The following is a 14,234-nucleotide window of genomic DNA, read 5'->3' as shown; positions in this document are numbered from 1 at the left end:
CTCCAAAGCCGCACTACCGAAACATCGGTAGCTCTGACTCTGGGATGCTTTCCCTTTAAACGTCATGGTTAATATTGGTATCATTATAGTACAGGCCGGTGTTGGTTGTAAAGTACAAAATCCGTTTCAGATCATGTCATACACAGTACGCCCGATTTTTCCATCCATTGCTGGTAAAGCAATCTGTTTCAGGAAGCGAGTCTGTTAATATTTAATCATGTAAAGCGTGATCTCTTCACGATTATGGAACAACTGCTTTGAGCGTTGAATTTGCAAGCGAGAGCGTTCAAAGGTGTCGATGACTTCCTTGATCAGGGCCAGCGGCTTTTTGTGAAGCAGCTTGACCGTAACGATCGCGGTCCCCCCGGACTGAAGGCTGTACATCAGATCGGAAACAAGCCTGCTCATCAGCTTCGGACTCCAGCTCATATCACATACCAGCAGATCGAATTCGCCTTCCTTAAACTTCACGTCACCCGCATTTTTTTTCAAAAACGTAAGCTTGGGCGATTGCAGCAGACCCGCATCCATCTTGGCCGGATCCACAGCGGTAACCTCAAGGCCGCGTTCCAACAGAAACGATGTCCAACCTCCTGGCGCGGCTCCGATGTCCAGCGCTTTGCGAAAAGATCTGAAGTCGATGCCAAAGGTCTGCTCCGCTTCCAACAGTTTGAATTTGGCCCGCGAAATCTGACCCTCTTCCTTCTGAAAACGGATGGCTCCTCCATTCCAGTCCGACAAATTTTGTTCCGGTTTCGAAATTCCCGCGTACAAGGTTTCCTCAGCAGCGAAAACGGATACGATGTAATCTGCTTCGCGAACAACCCATTCGCAGCCCAGATCCTCCAATTTGTCGGTGAGGTATTGCTTCAGCGACGCAGCGTTTTCGTGCCAGAACGCACCTTCGGTTTTGCGCACCTGCAACGCCACGCGTAAGCCGCCCAGCTCTTGATGATTCGTTATAAAAGCAAGCAAGCGTTCCAGCGCTTGTTCGGAATCGGCTGCGTTTTCCTGGAATTGCACCGGTTGAATATGACGCAGAAACGTCGGATCCTCCGCCTGCAGCATACTGGCAACTTGTTCTTCCGCAACAGGCAAGCCGGCAAGCAACACCTCGCCGGGCACAAGCACCGTGCTCTTGACCGCTCCGAACGTTCGGCGCAATTCTTCCTGCGCGTAGGGCGCAAAGCCATGATTGGCCGTGCAAATAAAACGGGAGAAGTTGCCTTCCTCCCAAGGTGACTGTGACTGTGTACTCAAAATGTGTTACCCTCCAGAACGTACGCGAATCCAAGGCCGTCCTTCCACCCATTGGATGTCGACCGGAATGTCGTACGTAAGCTTAATGGTTTCTTGCGTTAAAACATCATGTTTCGGACCTGCCGCGGCAATGCGGCCATCGCGAACAAGAGCGACATGCGTAAATAAAGGCATGATTTCCTCAATATGATGCGTGACATAAATAACGGTCATGTCCCGCTGGCGCAGCCGGTCGATTTCGGCCAGCATTTTTTCGCGTTCATACAGATCAAGCCCCGCACAGGGCTCGTCCATGATCAGCAGTTTGGGATCGGCCATGAGCGAACGCGCCAGCATCACCTTTTTCCGTTCCCCCTGGGACAATGTACCGAGCGGTTGATCGGCGAGTTTGCCAAAGTCCATTTCTTCTAACAGCTGCCGCGCTTTGTTTTGAACCTCGTCCGGAATCGCCTGATAAAAACGCAGAAATGCGTAGGCCCCGGTAGCCACAACTTCCCAGACAGGATCTCGCAAAGTCAGCTTTTCGATCAGCGTCTGGCTGATGTACCCGATCTGCTTGCGCACTTCCCGCACATCGCATTGCCCGTACCGGTTGCCCAATACGTCGATACGTCCCTGGCTTGGGAACATATACCCCGTCATCAGCTCCAGCAGCGTTGTTTTCCCGGAACCGTTGCGTCCCAGGATCACCCAATGCTCGCCTTCCTGAACATGCAGCTGCACATGGTCCAAAATTTGACGTTCCTCTCTCCGGAGGGAAACGTCTTGCATCTGAATGATACTCATCCCAGCACCACCTTTCGAATTTCGCCGAGAAGATGTTGGGTTGAATTCATTCGATAAACCATTGTTGGCCTTTCTTGCTCACCGTCAAACAGCATAAGTGCCGGCACGCTGGATATTTGATACTTCTGCACCAACTCGGGAATATCGTTGATATTCATCTCGACCAACACATCTTCCGGCAGCAAATGCTCGGCAACCTCCAGCATGCGCCGGGCAGCGGCACACGTGCCGCATAGCGGAGTATGGATGAAAACTGCTTGTGGAAAGCCTTCCCATACGTTGCGCAAAAGCATTTTTTGCGTGATCGGCTTCATCGGGAACCCGCTCCCGCGGCAATGCGAAGCATAACCTCTCCTGTCATTGGCCCGTTGTGCATAATGACTTCTGCCGGCTTGTTTGAGTAAAGGATTTCATACATTTGACGTTTGCCAAACATGCTCGAGGTATGCAAATAAATCTCGCGCGGATAGAGGCCTTCTCTTACGATCGCTGCAGCGACATCGCCACCGTTCGGGGAATCGGGACCCAGCTCATAATCGAGCGACAATATATCTACTTCGCATTCCCTGAGCAGCATCAGGCATTCCTCCGCGTTTTTTGCGAGCACAAAGCCTTTCGGACATGCCCGGTAGTCATCCAAAAATACATGCATGGTATCTCTCCTCTCCCCGCTTTTATTGCCAGGAACGCATTAACGCGATGTCCTCGCGGTGCGTTCCGTCTTCACCCGTCTCCGTTTCCATGACAACGACGGCTTTTCCGAACTCGGGAGACGCCAGCAGCGCCTTCATTCCATCACTTCCGATGCGACCGGCGCCAATTCGGGCATGTCTGTCCTTGCATGAGCCGGATGCAAATTTTGAATCGTTGAAATGTACGGCCGCCAAGGCATCCCAATAGCCAAGCTTTCTTCCTTTTTCTAACATGGCCTGCTCTTCCCCCTCAGACCACATGCCTGAAGCAAAAGCATGGCAGGTATCAAAGCAAAAAGCAATATGTTCAGGGTGGCTGCATAGTTTGCGAATCTGCACCATCTCTTCCATCGTTGTTCCCATAGGTCCATGATCGCCTGCCTGATTTTCGAGCAGCACCTTTGCCTTCCCGTCCCATTGCTCCAGAACCATGTCAAGGGTCTGTATAATATGCTGATAACCCACCAAAGGGTCGTCGCTTTTCATATGGCCAAAATGAACCACCGTGCCCACGGAGCCGCAAGCATCTGCGATCTCCAGGTCATTGCGAATCGAAGCGATCACCGCATGATATCCCGCCTCTCCACGGGACATGCCCAAAGCAGGATTAGTAGGATACGGCGAGTGGGCGATGGACGCCAATCCGTACTCCATGCAATAGTCCCGGCATTGCCGGGCATCTATGGCATCCAGAGCCTTAAGCGAGAGACTGCGGGGGTTTTTCGGAAAGTACTGAAATGCCGTTGCCCCCTGTGCGTGAGCCCGCTTGGCCGCCTGGACAAATCCGCCTTTGGTGCTGACGTGCGCGCCGATGCCGCTGTTAGGCGTCATGCTGGCAATCCGGACAGAAAAATGCCTTCTTGCCCGTGATTTCCACACGTTCGATCGTTCCCCCACAACGCGGGCACGCTTCCCCTTCGCGATCGTACACCCTGCATTGGTCATCAAAATTTCCTGTCTTCAAGTCGCCTTGCATCAGCGGCATTTCAATATATCCGCCTTCGCTGGCTGCCTCGCGCAATACCGATTGCATGGCATGATATAGACGTTCGCTCAGTTCCGAAGAAGCGGCAATATTTTGGGTTTTGGACCCGGGTCTTAAGCCCGCAGCAAACGCAATTTCATCCGAATAACAGTTGCCGATGCCCGCAATGATATGTTGATTGACCAGCGTTGTTTTGAGCGTGCCCCGGCGCCCCTTGAGCAGCGCGGCAAACCGTTCTGCGTTCATGCGGCGGTCCAGCGGCTCGGGTCCTAACTCAGACATCGCTTCTTCGGTTTCCTTCGAAGTCAACAGATGCAAATAACCCAACCGCAGACCGATAAAGAATAAAATTTGTTCACCGAAATGAAGCTCAATTTGGGTCGTGCGGTCTGGTCGATCATCCTCGGTTCCCCAATAAAGCAATCCGCCCAGCATCAAGTGCAGTACGAGGCGCTTTCCGTTGGAAAGGTGGAAAATAAGATGCTTCGCCCGACGCTCCACAAAAATGATGCGATTGCCCACCAGCTGCTGTGCAAACTCATCCGGCGTTTTGTTAATGGATTTTTCGCGGTTAACCGCTACGTTCGTAATCGGTTTATCCAGTATGTGATCGGACAATAGCGTCCGGTAGTTTTCCATTTCCGGCAATTCCGGCATCGTACATCTACTCCTTCGTCGTTGGATGGCCGACTTGCTCAGACAGCCACTCGATCAGATTGTTCAAATCTTCAAACACATGGTCTGGACGTACCTTTGCGGCATTGATGTGGCTATCCATGTTGTCGCGTGTCGTCACTCCTGTCAACACCAACAACGTTTCACAGCCAGCTGCGGCGCCTGCACCAATGTCGGTACGCATATTGTCCCCGATGACCGCGACTTCTTCCGGATTCAGGTTCAAACGTTGGATGGCCGACTTCATGATGATGCTGGACGGTTTGCCAATAACGGTAGGCCGGACGTCGGTCGCCGCTTCAATGGCCGCGCCAAGCGTTCCCGCCCCCGGCGTAAGCCCGTCGTCCGAAGGAAGCTGCAGATCAGGGTTCGTCAATATGAATTCCGCACCTGCATTGATCCACCGAAGCGCCTGCGTCAATTTGGCGTAATTGAAATCACGGTCAATCCCCTGGATCAGGTAATCAGGATCGTGATCCGTTAAAGTCAATCCAGCATCCTGAATCGCCCGCAGCAGCCCTTCTTCTCCGATGCAAGCGACTCGCGCGCCAGGCGCAATTCCTGCTACGTATTCTGCCGCGGCAACCGCCGAAGTACACACTTGTTCAGCTTCAGCCGGAATGCCCATCCCTTTCAAATGTTCCGCCACGCCTTGAGGCGTACGCGACGAGTTGTTTGTGACAAACAAATAAGGCACCTTTTGCTCATTCAAAAAATGAATTAACCGATCTGCTCCCTCGATTCGATGTTTTCCGTGATAAAGCGTACCATCCAAGTCAATCAAAAAAGCTTTAATCACTCAGACACTTCCTTTCTTCATGGCATGAACCATAGGAAAGCATTGCTGAAAGCCCAAATTGCAGAACAGTTCCACAAATGGTTGGCTTCCAAACAATACTGTCCGGCGATACTATGTATAGAGACAAAAAGGAAACGCCCGCTTCGCAGCACGCAACACGTCGAACTTGATCGAAGATAGACGTCTGCCTTCGCGCGCCTTCTGTACAAGCTTGTCATTTCCTGCGCTTTCCCGGAAAATAATTCGGTTCATTTCCTCATGCTCAATGCCCATCCTACACCGTTTACCAACAGATTGCAAAAGGGACTGCGGGAAATGCTTCCCCAGTCCCGAGCCATAATAGGCTTTCCTAATCAACGCCCGTCTGCAGATGCCCAACCATCCATTCGTATTCAACCTTTTGGGGCTGGACCCGAATGAGCAATCGGCATAAGCTGGTGTTCCACGGCAAGACGGGTATTCGGAAATATTTCCTGAGCCTCCTGCAGCAGGGGCTGCAGCTGCTCCTCATCCTTATAACGCGAGCTGAAGTGCGTCAAAATGAGCTGCCCCGCATTCGCCGCCATTGCCGCTTCGGCCGCTTGCCTAGCCGTGCTATGGTAATACTCGTGCGCCGTATCCGCCAGCTCATGGGTAAACGTCGCTTCATGAACAAGCACATCCGCATGCTGCGCAAGCGGCAGTACCCCTTCGCACGGGCGTGTATCTCCCAGAATCGTTACTATCTTGCCGGGCTTTGGCGTGCCGAGCACGTCTTGCGGAGCAATTGTCCGACCGTCATCCAGCGTAATGGATTCGCCTCGCTTCAATCGGCCGAACAAAGGCCCTGGTTTCAAACCGTACTCCGCCATTTTCGACGGGTCAAGACTGCCGGGACGATCCTTCTCGGTCACCCGGTAGCCGTAACTGTCGATCCGGTGCTCCAAAAGGCCGGCTTCCACTACAAAACTCTCGTCTTCGAATACAATTCCACCCGTATGTTCAACGATAAGGAGCTCATAATTCAGTCGGGATTGGCTCAGCTCCAGCGTTGTCGCAATCATGCGTTCCGTCCCTGGAGGACCGTATACGGTAAGCGGCGTCGTGCCCCCTTGATATGCCCTGCTGGAAAGCAGGCCCGGCAACCCGAATACATGATCGCCATGCAGATGGGTGATGAATATTTTCTCCAGTTTGCTCAGTTTGAGCGGAGAGCTCAAAATCTGATGCTGCGTTCCTTCCCCGCAGTCAAACAACCACAATGCCTTGCGTTCATCGAGCAAACGAAGCCCAATAGAGGTTACATTGCGCTGCAGCGAAGGTACACCAGCGTTAGTTCCCAGGAAATATAGTTCCACTCCGGATTGCACCTCTTTCTGTTGCCAGCAAAAAGCCTCCGACGATGCGGAGGTCTTTGCATGACCATTGCTCTTTATTGTTATGCTTTATCCACGTTAAAATACTTCGCTTGCGGGTGGCTGAATACCATCGCCGAAACGGAAGCTTCGGGCTCCATCATGAAACCTTCCGTCAGCTGTACGCCGATATCTTCGGGACGCATCAGTTTAAACAACGGCTCCTGATCTTCCAGGTCCGGACAAGCAGGATATCCGAAAGACACCCGAATCCCTTGATAGCGCGCTCCGTGGCGCTGCTTCATCGTCATTTCTTGAGGATCCGGGAAGCCCCATATATCCCTCATCATATGATGCACGCGTTCTGCGAGTCCCTCCGCCACTTCCAGCGCTACCGACTGCAGCGCATGTGAACGAAGGTAGTCCCCTTGTTCTTTCCAGGTGGTGGAGAGCTCACGCACACCGTGCCCAGCTGTGACCACAAGGAATCCGACGTAATCCATAATACCGGACTCTACCGGCTTGAGGAAGTCGGACAAGCAAAGGAACGGATCGACCTTTTGCCGCGGGAACGTAAAAGTATGCAATATTTGGCTTGTATCCTTCGGATCATACACGATAATGCTGTTTCCGCTCGATTGTGCCGGGAAAAATTGATACATCGCATGGGCCTGAATAATGCCGTCGCGAATCGCGTCGTTCATGATGCCATCCACGACCGCTTTAAGATCGGTTGCTTTGGGATCACCCGCAGCGAGCAATTGCTCTACCGAACCACGAAGCCCCAAATGATGTCCGAGCAGCATCTGCATGTTGACGTAAGGCAGGATGTGCGAAATAGGGTAGTTCCGCAGTACGTGCCGTTCCAAATCAGGCGGCATAAGCACCGGGTTATCGATCGCGATGTCGGACCGTTCCACGCGAGTAAGCTCTGGCATCGACTTCACGTTGTCCGCGTTGGCTGCATCAGCCTCTTTTTCCGCGTCCATCTCCAGCTGCATCTGCGCGCGGGTTTCCGGATTCATCAGCTTGTTCGCCAGATCCAGCCCGTCCATGGCATCCTTGGCATACACGACCATGCCGTCGTACTCCGGACGGATACGCGTTTTGGTGAATTTGCGAGTCAGTGCCGCCCCGCCGACCATAATAGGAACGTCCACTCCTGCCGTGCGCAAATCCTGAGCGGTTACGATCATCTGCTGCGCTGATTTTACGAGCAGTCCGGACAAACCGATCGCATCCGCTTTTTCCTTGCGATAAGCCTCAATGATCCGTTCAGGTGGTACTTTTATACCCAAATTGATGATCTGGTAACCATTGTTGGAGAGAATGATTTCCACGAGGTTTTTTCCAATGTCATGCACGTCACCTTTAACGGTGGCGAGAATGATTTTCCCTTTGACCGATGATTCGTTCTTCTCCATGAACTGCTCCAGATGGGCAACGGATGCCTTCATGACTTCGGCGCTCTGCAGCACCTCGGCAACAATCAGCTCATTGTTGTTGAACAGCCGCCCCACTTCCTCCATGCCCGCCATCAACGGCCCGTTAATGACTTCCAGCGCGGAGTATTTGGTCAACGCTTCATTGAGGTCGGGAATAAGTCCTTCCTTACTGCCTTCGACCACATAAGAAGCAAGCCGTTCTTCCAACGAAAGGTTCGAGATTTTCTCTTTTTTCTCTACCTTTTTGTTGCGGAAAGCGGCAACGAATGCAGCCAGCGTTTCGTCGTTCGTGTTATAGAGCAGCTCTTCGGACAATCTGCGCTCTTCCTCCGGAATGGAGGCATAGCGCTCCAGCTTCTCCGTATTTACGATCGCATAATCAAGTCCCGCCTTGGTACACTCGTACAGAAACACGGAGTTCAGCACTTCGCGGCCTGCCTCCGGCAAACCAAACGAGATGTTACTGATTCCGAGAATTGTGTGACATTCCGGCATGGCTTCTTTGATCAGACGAATGCCTTCGATCGTTTCCTTGGCCGAGCCGATATATTGCTCATCCCCCGTACCGACAGGGAAAACAAGCGTATCAAAAATCAGGTCTTCCGGCTGCAGGCCGTACTTTCTTACGAGCAAATCATAGGAGCGCTTGGCCACGTCAAGCTTGTCCTCTCTGCTGATCGCCTGGCCTCGCTCATCGATCGTACCTACAACGACGGCTCCGCCGTACTTGTGCAGCAAAGGCGTGACAAGCTCGAATTTTTCTTCGCCATCCTCAAGGTTAATGGAGTTAATAATCGCTTTGCCTTGAGAATATTGCAATGCAAGATCGATGACCTTTGCATCGGTCGTATCGATCATCAGGGGGACCTTGACCTTTTTGACGACGAGCTCAAGGAACTTGATCATGTCCTCGCTTTCCTCGCGGTCAGGGTCCTGTACGCAAATGTCGACAATATGCGCCCCGTTCTTCACCTGTGCACGCGCAATTTCCGAAGCCTCTTCATACTTCCCTTCGACAATAAGGCGTTTGAATTTGCGTGATCCGAGCACGTTGGTCCGCTCTCCCACCATATATGGGCGATTGTCCTGCTCGATGTATACCGGATCAATGCCGGATAACGCCGGCGGATGTGTTCCGTTCAGTTCTCTTGGGGGGTACTTTGCCAGGGTATCGCGCATCGCCCGGATATGTGCAGGCGTCGTGCCGCAGCATCCGCCCGCGATGTTCAGCCAGCCTTGCTCGGCAAAGGCACCGATCTTCTGGGCAAGCGATTCCGGCGATTCATGATAGTTCCCATTCTCATCCGGCAAACCCGCGTTGGGATAACAGCTGACGGCGGCCGAGGCCATGCTCGAAAGCGAACGAATATGGTCACGCATGAACTCGGGTCCTGTCGCGCAGTTTAACCCCACCGAAATCGGGTTAAGGTGTTCCAGAGAGATATAGAACGATTCGATGTTTTGACCTGCCAAAGTGGTACCCATCGGCTCAATCGTGCCCGAGATCATCAACGGCAATTTGACGCCCGTCTGTTCGAAGGCTTGTTGAATGCCGATGCTCCCTGCTTTTACGTTGAGCGTATCCTGTGAAGTTTCGAGCAGTAACGCATCAACGCCGCCCTCGATTAAAGCGACGGCCTGTTCGAAATAACTGTCAACCAGTTCCTGGAAGGTCACTCCGCCCGTAACCGACAGCGTTTTGGTCGTTGGGCCCATTGCACCCACGACGTAGCGCGGATGGTCAGGCGTAGAGTAGCGGTCGGCGGCAGCCTTCGCGATCTTGGCCGCAGCCAGATTGATTTCGCGCGCGCGATCCTGTATTTCATATTCAGCCAATACAACCGAAGTCGCACCAAACGTGTTGGTTTCTATTAAATCGGCACCGGCTTCCAAATAATCTTCGTGAATCCGCTGAATGAGATCCGGGCGTGTTAACACGAGCATCTCATTACATCCATCCAGCTCTTCGCCGCCAAAATCTGCGCCGGTAAGTTCAACTTGCTGGATCATCGTCCCCATTGCACCGTCGAGGATTAATATTCGTTGTTTTAATGCATCGTGTAGACTAAGCTTATCCAATATGGTCACCCCCGCAAAACGTTAAATCTTAGTTTAACAGAAACTAACTTATTGTGAAAGATCGTTTTCATCAGCCGTGTGGCGGGTTTGGCATCGACCCGAACGAATTAATGAATCGACAAAATCGAACCGTTCCGATATAATGTCTATCAAACCTAGTGGAAAAGAGGGGAAGAAAATGGCTGAAATCGTGATCCGAAAAACGAACGAACGCATCACCGGAGAAGAAAACGTTCGAAATTTCTTGAACAAATATGACGTATTATATGAAAAATGGGATGCCTCCAAATTAAGCCCTGAACTGCAAACCAACTTCAACCTGACCGACGAGCAAAAAAACCAGGTTCTGGAGACGTACGATGCCGAAATCAAGGATTTGGCTGCGCGCCGCGGATATCAAATCTGGGACGTGATCACCTTGTCTGAAGATACGCCCGACATTGAAGCGAAGCTGGCCAAATTTGAAGAAATCCATACGCACTCCGAGGATGAAATCCGCGCCATTGTTGGCGGTAAAGGGATTTTTGTCATCAAAGGAACGGAAGAAGAAGGTTACTTTAATGTAGAACTGCTGCCCGGAGACGTCATCTCCGTGCCTGAAAACATACCGCACTTCTTTACGCTGATGGAAAACAAACAAATCATCGCTGTACGCCTCTTTATTGAAAAAGACGGCTGGATTGCAAGCCCTTATCCGGATCCATCCTTTATCAAATAAGATGATTCACAGCATGAATATGTAATATGCTAAACAAAACCCCTGTTCGCCATCGAACAGGGGTTCGTTGCATCTCTTGAGGCATTATTCACCACTATGAGTTTTATATAAAATAATGCGGGAATTTGGCTTTGACCGGCTCTTGTTCGATCATGACCAAACGAAGATGCTCTTCCATGGCCTTAACGGCCAGCTCGGTCTCCCGTGCCGTAATCAGTCTATAGATCTCTTTGTGCTGGGAAACGATGACGTCCAGGTTGGAAACTTCGGACAAACGGAGCAGGCGCAAGCGATTAAAAGGAATGTTCAACTGCTGCAGCATCTTCCATGTCCGCATTTTGCCTGTCGCCTGAAACAGTATTTGGTGGAATTCTTCATCGAGCTCATACAGCCTATAAACATTATTGTTATCAAGGCATACTTCCTGCATCGCAATGTTGGTCTCCAATCGGAACCTGAACTCTTCCTCAAGAGAAGCACAAGCAAGAGCCACAATTTCCATTTCGATCTTTTCCCTGATGAATCGCCCTTCTTCCACGTGTTCCAAATTAATGAGCGACACGACCGTCCCGCTCTGCGGAATAATATCGAGCAGTTCTTCTTCGGCGAGTTTCATAAACGCTTCCCGGACAGGGGTCCTGCTCACCTGCAATTCATCCGCAATTTCCTTTTCGGAAATCTTCGTGCCCGGCTCAAGTTCAAGATGCAATATCCGCTCTTTAATCAGATTGTATGAATATGCCCGGGTCGATCCTCTAATTTTTTGATTAAGTGACATTCCTTAACCTCTTCCTCTCAGCCGTATTCATCCATCTTAGCACAAATTGCCGCTCCACTGAAATGCTCAAGTGAAACGGCAATCCGGGCTTTGGGCATTAGGTTACTGTTGTTTGCTCTCTTTATACTTCTTGTAAGTGTCGTTGGCAAGCTTCACGTATTGGGACAATCCTTGACTTTCCAGTTCCTGTACAAAGGTATCAAACTCAGACAATTTGCGTTCGCCCAGAATAAACTTCAACGTGTTTTGGTCCGTGTAGTCTTTGAGCGGCGTGCTCAGCAGCGTAACCTGTTCACGGTCAATTTCGGAATACGGGATCGGCGGTTCTGCCGGAACCACTTCTTTGGTCTCCTTCATGTCCTGCTGGAATTTCAGTTCTTCTTCGCTGAACATGGATTGCAGCAAATCGGTCGTTCCACCATACGCGAACACCCCGCCAGAGAAACCATAATCAATGCGCAGATCTTTGGTTCCCTTTGGATTCAGTCCGTTGTAGTTGATGTCGTCTGCCAGCTTGCGCACGCCGTTTTCTTTGGTAAAGGTCTCGCCTTCAACGCCCCATTTCGCGAATTCTTGACCTTGGTCGCTGTAGTAGAGCCAGTCAATAAACTGCATAATGGCTTTGAAATTGTCGCTATCCTTGATCTTGCTCGAGATCATGACACCGTTTTCAAGTCTGGATCCGGACATCAGCTGCCCTTTTGGACCGCCTGGAACCGTAATTTTGGCAATGGAGAAGTTCCCTTCGCCGAGCGTTTTGTTCATGTCATTGCGATGCAGCACTACCGTTTGAGAGTTACCGTTAATGATGAAGGACTTGCCGGAAACGAATTTCTGCGTGGCCTGATCATCATCCTGCGTAAAGCTTTCTTTGTCGAGCAACCCTTCCGAAACCAGTTTGTTGAAATACTCCAGCATTTCTTTGTACTCCGGCGTCGTCGCCGTATACACGAATTCATCCTGATCTTTCTTGTACGTCAGTCCGTTGCCGAATCCCCAACCTGCTTTCGTTCCAAAACCGGTGGCAGCGATGTTCAGCGTGCTGTTGAATTTGAATCGATCCGAGAACGGAGTGGAGTCCGGATAAATTTCTTTAAGTTTTTTGGCTGCCTGGTACAATTCATCCCAAGTGGTCGGAATCGGAATATTATTTTTTTCAAACAAGTCCGTTCTTACGATAAGCGTATAATCAGGCCATACTTCTTCATGCAGACCTGGAAGCACGTAGTATTTCCCATCTTCCTGCCGAAGGCCTTCAAGTTCATCCTCCAGTCCCCACTTTTCCACTTTATCTTTAAAATTCGGCATCAGATCAATGTAATCGCTGACCGGCAGAACCGCACCCGACGATACAAATGCCGATTCTTCGCCCGGATAAGTTTTAGGGATTACCAGAGGTGCATCCCCCGAACTGATCAGGAGGGATCTTTTTTGGGGATAGTCGCTCATCGGAACGATGGTAGGTTCCAACGTTACACCGGTCATTTCGGTGATTTTTTGGAATAACAGCCAATCCTTTTTATACGGATACGCCGGCTGATCGCTGTACAATATCGATAGGTTGAACGGTTCGGTCGCCTTGAAGGTATCCCCGACATTATACGTTTCCATGGCGCCCTTCGTTTTTACATCGGCTTCGCCGCCTCCTGCACCGCTGCTGCATGCTGCCAGCACGACGCTCATCAAAGTTGCCAAAACCATTTTGCCTACAAGCTTGCGTGGCTTCTGTTTCATCCTTTTAGTCCCCCTGCATGTGGTATAGGTTGGCCTTGCGTAAACAAGCTTATATATCGGGCTGGAGCCTATTGTTTCACGGACCCCAGCATGATACCGGTTACAAAGTAACGCTGCACAAACGGATAAATCGTCAAAATCGGCAGGATCGTCAGAACCATCGTCACTGATTTGATGTTGGCCGCAATCGAAGTAAGGTTATCTGCGGATGCTCCTGCAGAAGCTCCCCCTGTTGCTCCGGCGATCATGTTGCGAAGATAAATCGTGACCGGAAACAGTTCCTTTTTGTCCAGATAGAGAAATGCAGGGAACCAAGAGTTCCAATGGCTAACGGCATAAAACAGTACCATCGTTGCCATAACCGCTTTACTTAACGGTAAAATGATGCGGATCAAGATGCCATACGTATTCAGGCCGTCGATTGCAGCCGCTTCCTCCAGCTCTTCCGGCATATTTTCAAAGAAGGACTTCATGATCAACATGTTATAAATGCTGATTGCGCCCGGCACGACCAGTGCCCACATGGTGTTGTTGAAGCCCAGCGAATTGATCAAAACATAGTTTGGAATCAGACCACCGCTGAAAAACATCGTGAAAACGGCGAACATCGTCAGGAACTTGCGGCCCATCAGACGTTTTTTGGACAGCGCGTAGGCAAAGATCGTGGTCATGAACATGGAAATCAATGTGCCCACAATGGTGTATATCACCGTGTTTTTATAGTTGGTCCAGAACATGCTGTCCTTGGAAATCGTTTTATAGGTGTCGATATTGAATCCTCTTGGGATAATGCTCACCTTGCCGGAGTTGATATACGACTCACTGCTGAAGGATTGCGCCACGACATTCAAAAACGGGTAAAGCGTAATGAATACTACGAACAATAAAAAGATGACATTGAATACCTTGAACACTTTGTATGATTTGGATTCAAACATGATGCTCCTCC

At 50.7% G+C, this 14,234-nt stretch carries 13 protein-coding genes; 1 reads left to right on the top strand and 12 read right to left on the bottom strand.

Going from position 1 to position 14,234, the window contains the following annotated elements:
• Nucleotides 1-204 precede the first annotated feature (204 nt).
• The 9 genes from RSX24_RS07315 to metH form a co-directional block, all read right to left on the bottom strand.
• Nucleotides 205-1,260, bottom strand: coding sequence for an SAM-dependent methyltransferase (locus RSX24_RS07315; RefSeq protein WP_339272913.1), 1,056 nt, complete (start codon nucleotides 1,258-1,260; stop codon nucleotides 205-207).
• Between the two features lie 6 nt (nucleotides 1,261-1,266).
• Nucleotides 1,267-2,046: an ABC transporter ATP-binding protein gene (locus RSX24_RS07310; RefSeq protein WP_438286778.1), complete on the bottom strand. Its 780-nt coding sequence runs from the start codon at nucleotides 2,044-2,046 to the stop codon at nucleotides 1,267-1,269.
• Entirely contained in the window at nucleotides 2,043-2,360 is a 318-nt protein-coding gene (locus RSX24_RS07305; RefSeq protein WP_343260142.1) for a thioredoxin family protein, read from the bottom strand. Before RSX24_RS07305 ends, RSX24_RS07310 begins: the two co-directional genes overlap by 4 nt.
• Complete coding sequence (locus tag RSX24_RS07300; RefSeq protein WP_236412202.1) at nucleotides 2,357-2,698, bottom strand: cyclic-phosphate processing receiver domain-containing protein; 342 nt, start codon at nucleotides 2,696-2,698, stop codon at nucleotides 2,357-2,359. The genes RSX24_RS07305 and RSX24_RS07300 overlap by 4 nt, the downstream gene beginning before the upstream one ends.
• A 22-nt stretch (nucleotides 2,699-2,720) precedes the next feature.
• On the bottom strand, nucleotides 2,721-3,569 hold the full coding sequence (locus RSX24_RS07295) for a deoxyribonuclease IV (RefSeq protein ID WP_343260494.1): 849 nt from the start codon (nucleotides 3,567-3,569) through the stop codon (nucleotides 2,721-2,723).
• Nucleotides 3,559-4,380, bottom strand: a complete 822-nt coding sequence (gene mutM / locus RSX24_RS07290; RefSeq protein ID WP_343260141.1) for a bifunctional DNA-formamidopyrimidine glycosylase/DNA-(apurinic or apyrimidinic site) lyase — start codon at nucleotides 4,378-4,380, stop codon at nucleotides 3,559-3,561. Before mutM ends, RSX24_RS07295 begins: the two co-directional genes overlap by 11 nt.
• Before the next feature lie 7 nt (nucleotides 4,381-4,387).
• Nucleotides 4,388-5,197: a TIGR01457 family HAD-type hydrolase gene (locus RSX24_RS07285; RefSeq protein ID WP_343260140.1), complete on the bottom strand. Its 810-nt coding sequence runs from the start codon at nucleotides 5,195-5,197 to the stop codon at nucleotides 4,388-4,390.
• Nucleotides 5,198-5,589: 392 nt separating this feature from the next.
• Entirely contained in the window at nucleotides 5,590-6,534 is a 945-nt protein-coding gene (gene rnz / locus RSX24_RS07280) for a ribonuclease Z (protein WP_343260139.1), read from the bottom strand.
• Nucleotides 6,535-6,614: 80 nt separating this feature from the next.
• Nucleotides 6,615-10,055 (bottom strand): methionine synthase, encoded by a 3,441-nt coding sequence (gene metH, locus RSX24_RS07275; RefSeq protein ID WP_343260138.1) that lies wholly within the window; start codon nucleotides 10,053-10,055, stop codon nucleotides 6,615-6,617.
• Nucleotides 10,056-10,233: 178 nt separating this feature from the next.
• On the opposite strand from metH, the gene RSX24_RS07270 reads away from it, so the two are divergent.
• Nucleotides 10,234-10,773 (top strand): cupin domain-containing protein, encoded by a 540-nt coding sequence (locus tag RSX24_RS07270; protein ID WP_236412194.1) that lies wholly within the window; start codon nucleotides 10,234-10,236, stop codon nucleotides 10,771-10,773.
• Between the two features lie 103 nt (nucleotides 10,774-10,876).
• Here RSX24_RS07270 and RSX24_RS07265 read toward each other — a convergent pair whose 3' ends face one another.
• The 3 genes from RSX24_RS07265 to RSX24_RS07255 form a co-directional block, all read right to left on the bottom strand.
• Nucleotides 10,877-11,551 carry a GntR family transcriptional regulator gene (locus tag RSX24_RS07265; protein WP_236412193.1) on the bottom strand — a complete coding sequence of 225 codons (675 nt, stop codon included), beginning with the start codon at nucleotides 11,549-11,551 and terminating at the stop codon, nucleotides 10,877-10,879.
• Between the two features lie 102 nt (nucleotides 11,552-11,653).
• Nucleotides 11,654-13,285 carry an ABC transporter substrate-binding protein gene (locus RSX24_RS07260; protein ID WP_343260137.1) on the bottom strand — a complete coding sequence of 544 codons (1,632 nt, stop codon included), beginning with the start codon at nucleotides 13,283-13,285 and terminating at the stop codon, nucleotides 11,654-11,656.
• A gap of 68 nt (nucleotides 13,286-13,353) precedes the next feature.
• A complete protein-coding gene (locus RSX24_RS07255; protein WP_236412191.1) occupies nucleotides 13,354-14,223 on the bottom strand; it encodes a carbohydrate ABC transporter permease in 870 nt (289 codons plus the stop codon).
• Nucleotides 14,224-14,234 lie beyond the last annotated feature (11 nt).

The organism is Paenibacillus hubeiensis (genome assembly GCF_032334105.1).
Classification (GTDB): Bacteria; Bacillota; Bacilli; order Paenibacillales; family Paenibacillaceae; genus Paenibacillus; species Paenibacillus hubeiensis.
Note: the sequence above shows the minus strand (reverse complement) of the source record. Positions and strands in the feature narration are given on the sequence as shown.

Coding starts and splice junctions, on each gene's coding strand:
- RSX24_RS07310 (WP_438286778.1), bottom strand. CDS start 2,046: ATGAGTATCATTCAGATGCAAGACGTTTCCCTCCGGAGAGAGGAACGT.
- RSX24_RS07305 (WP_343260142.1), bottom strand. CDS start 2,360: ATGAAGCCGATCACGCAAAAAATGCTTTTGCGCAACGTATGGGAAGGC.
- RSX24_RS07300 (WP_236412202.1), bottom strand. CDS start 2,698: ATGCATGTATTTTTGGATGACTACCGGGCATGTCCGAAAGGCTTTGTG.
- RSX24_RS07295 (WP_343260494.1), bottom strand. CDS start 3,569: ATGACGCCTAACAGCGGCATCGGCGCGCACGTCAGCACCAAAGGCGGA.
- mutM (WP_343260141.1), bottom strand. CDS start 4,380: ATGCCGGAATTGCCGGAAATGGAAAACTACCGGACGCTATTGTCCGAT.
- RSX24_RS07270 (WP_236412194.1), top strand. CDS start 10,234: ATGGCTGAAATCGTGATCCGAAAAACGAACGAACGCATCACCGGAGAA.
- RSX24_RS07265 (WP_236412193.1), bottom strand. CDS start 11,551: ATGTCACTTAATCAAAAAATTAGAGGATCGACCCGGGCATATTCATAC.
- RSX24_RS07260 (WP_343260137.1), bottom strand. CDS start 13,285: ATGAAACAGAAGCCACGCAAGCTTGTAGGCAAAATGGTTTTGGCAACT.
- RSX24_RS07255 (WP_236412191.1), bottom strand. CDS start 14,223: ATGTTTGAATCCAAATCATACAAAGTGTTCAAGGTATTCAATGTCATC.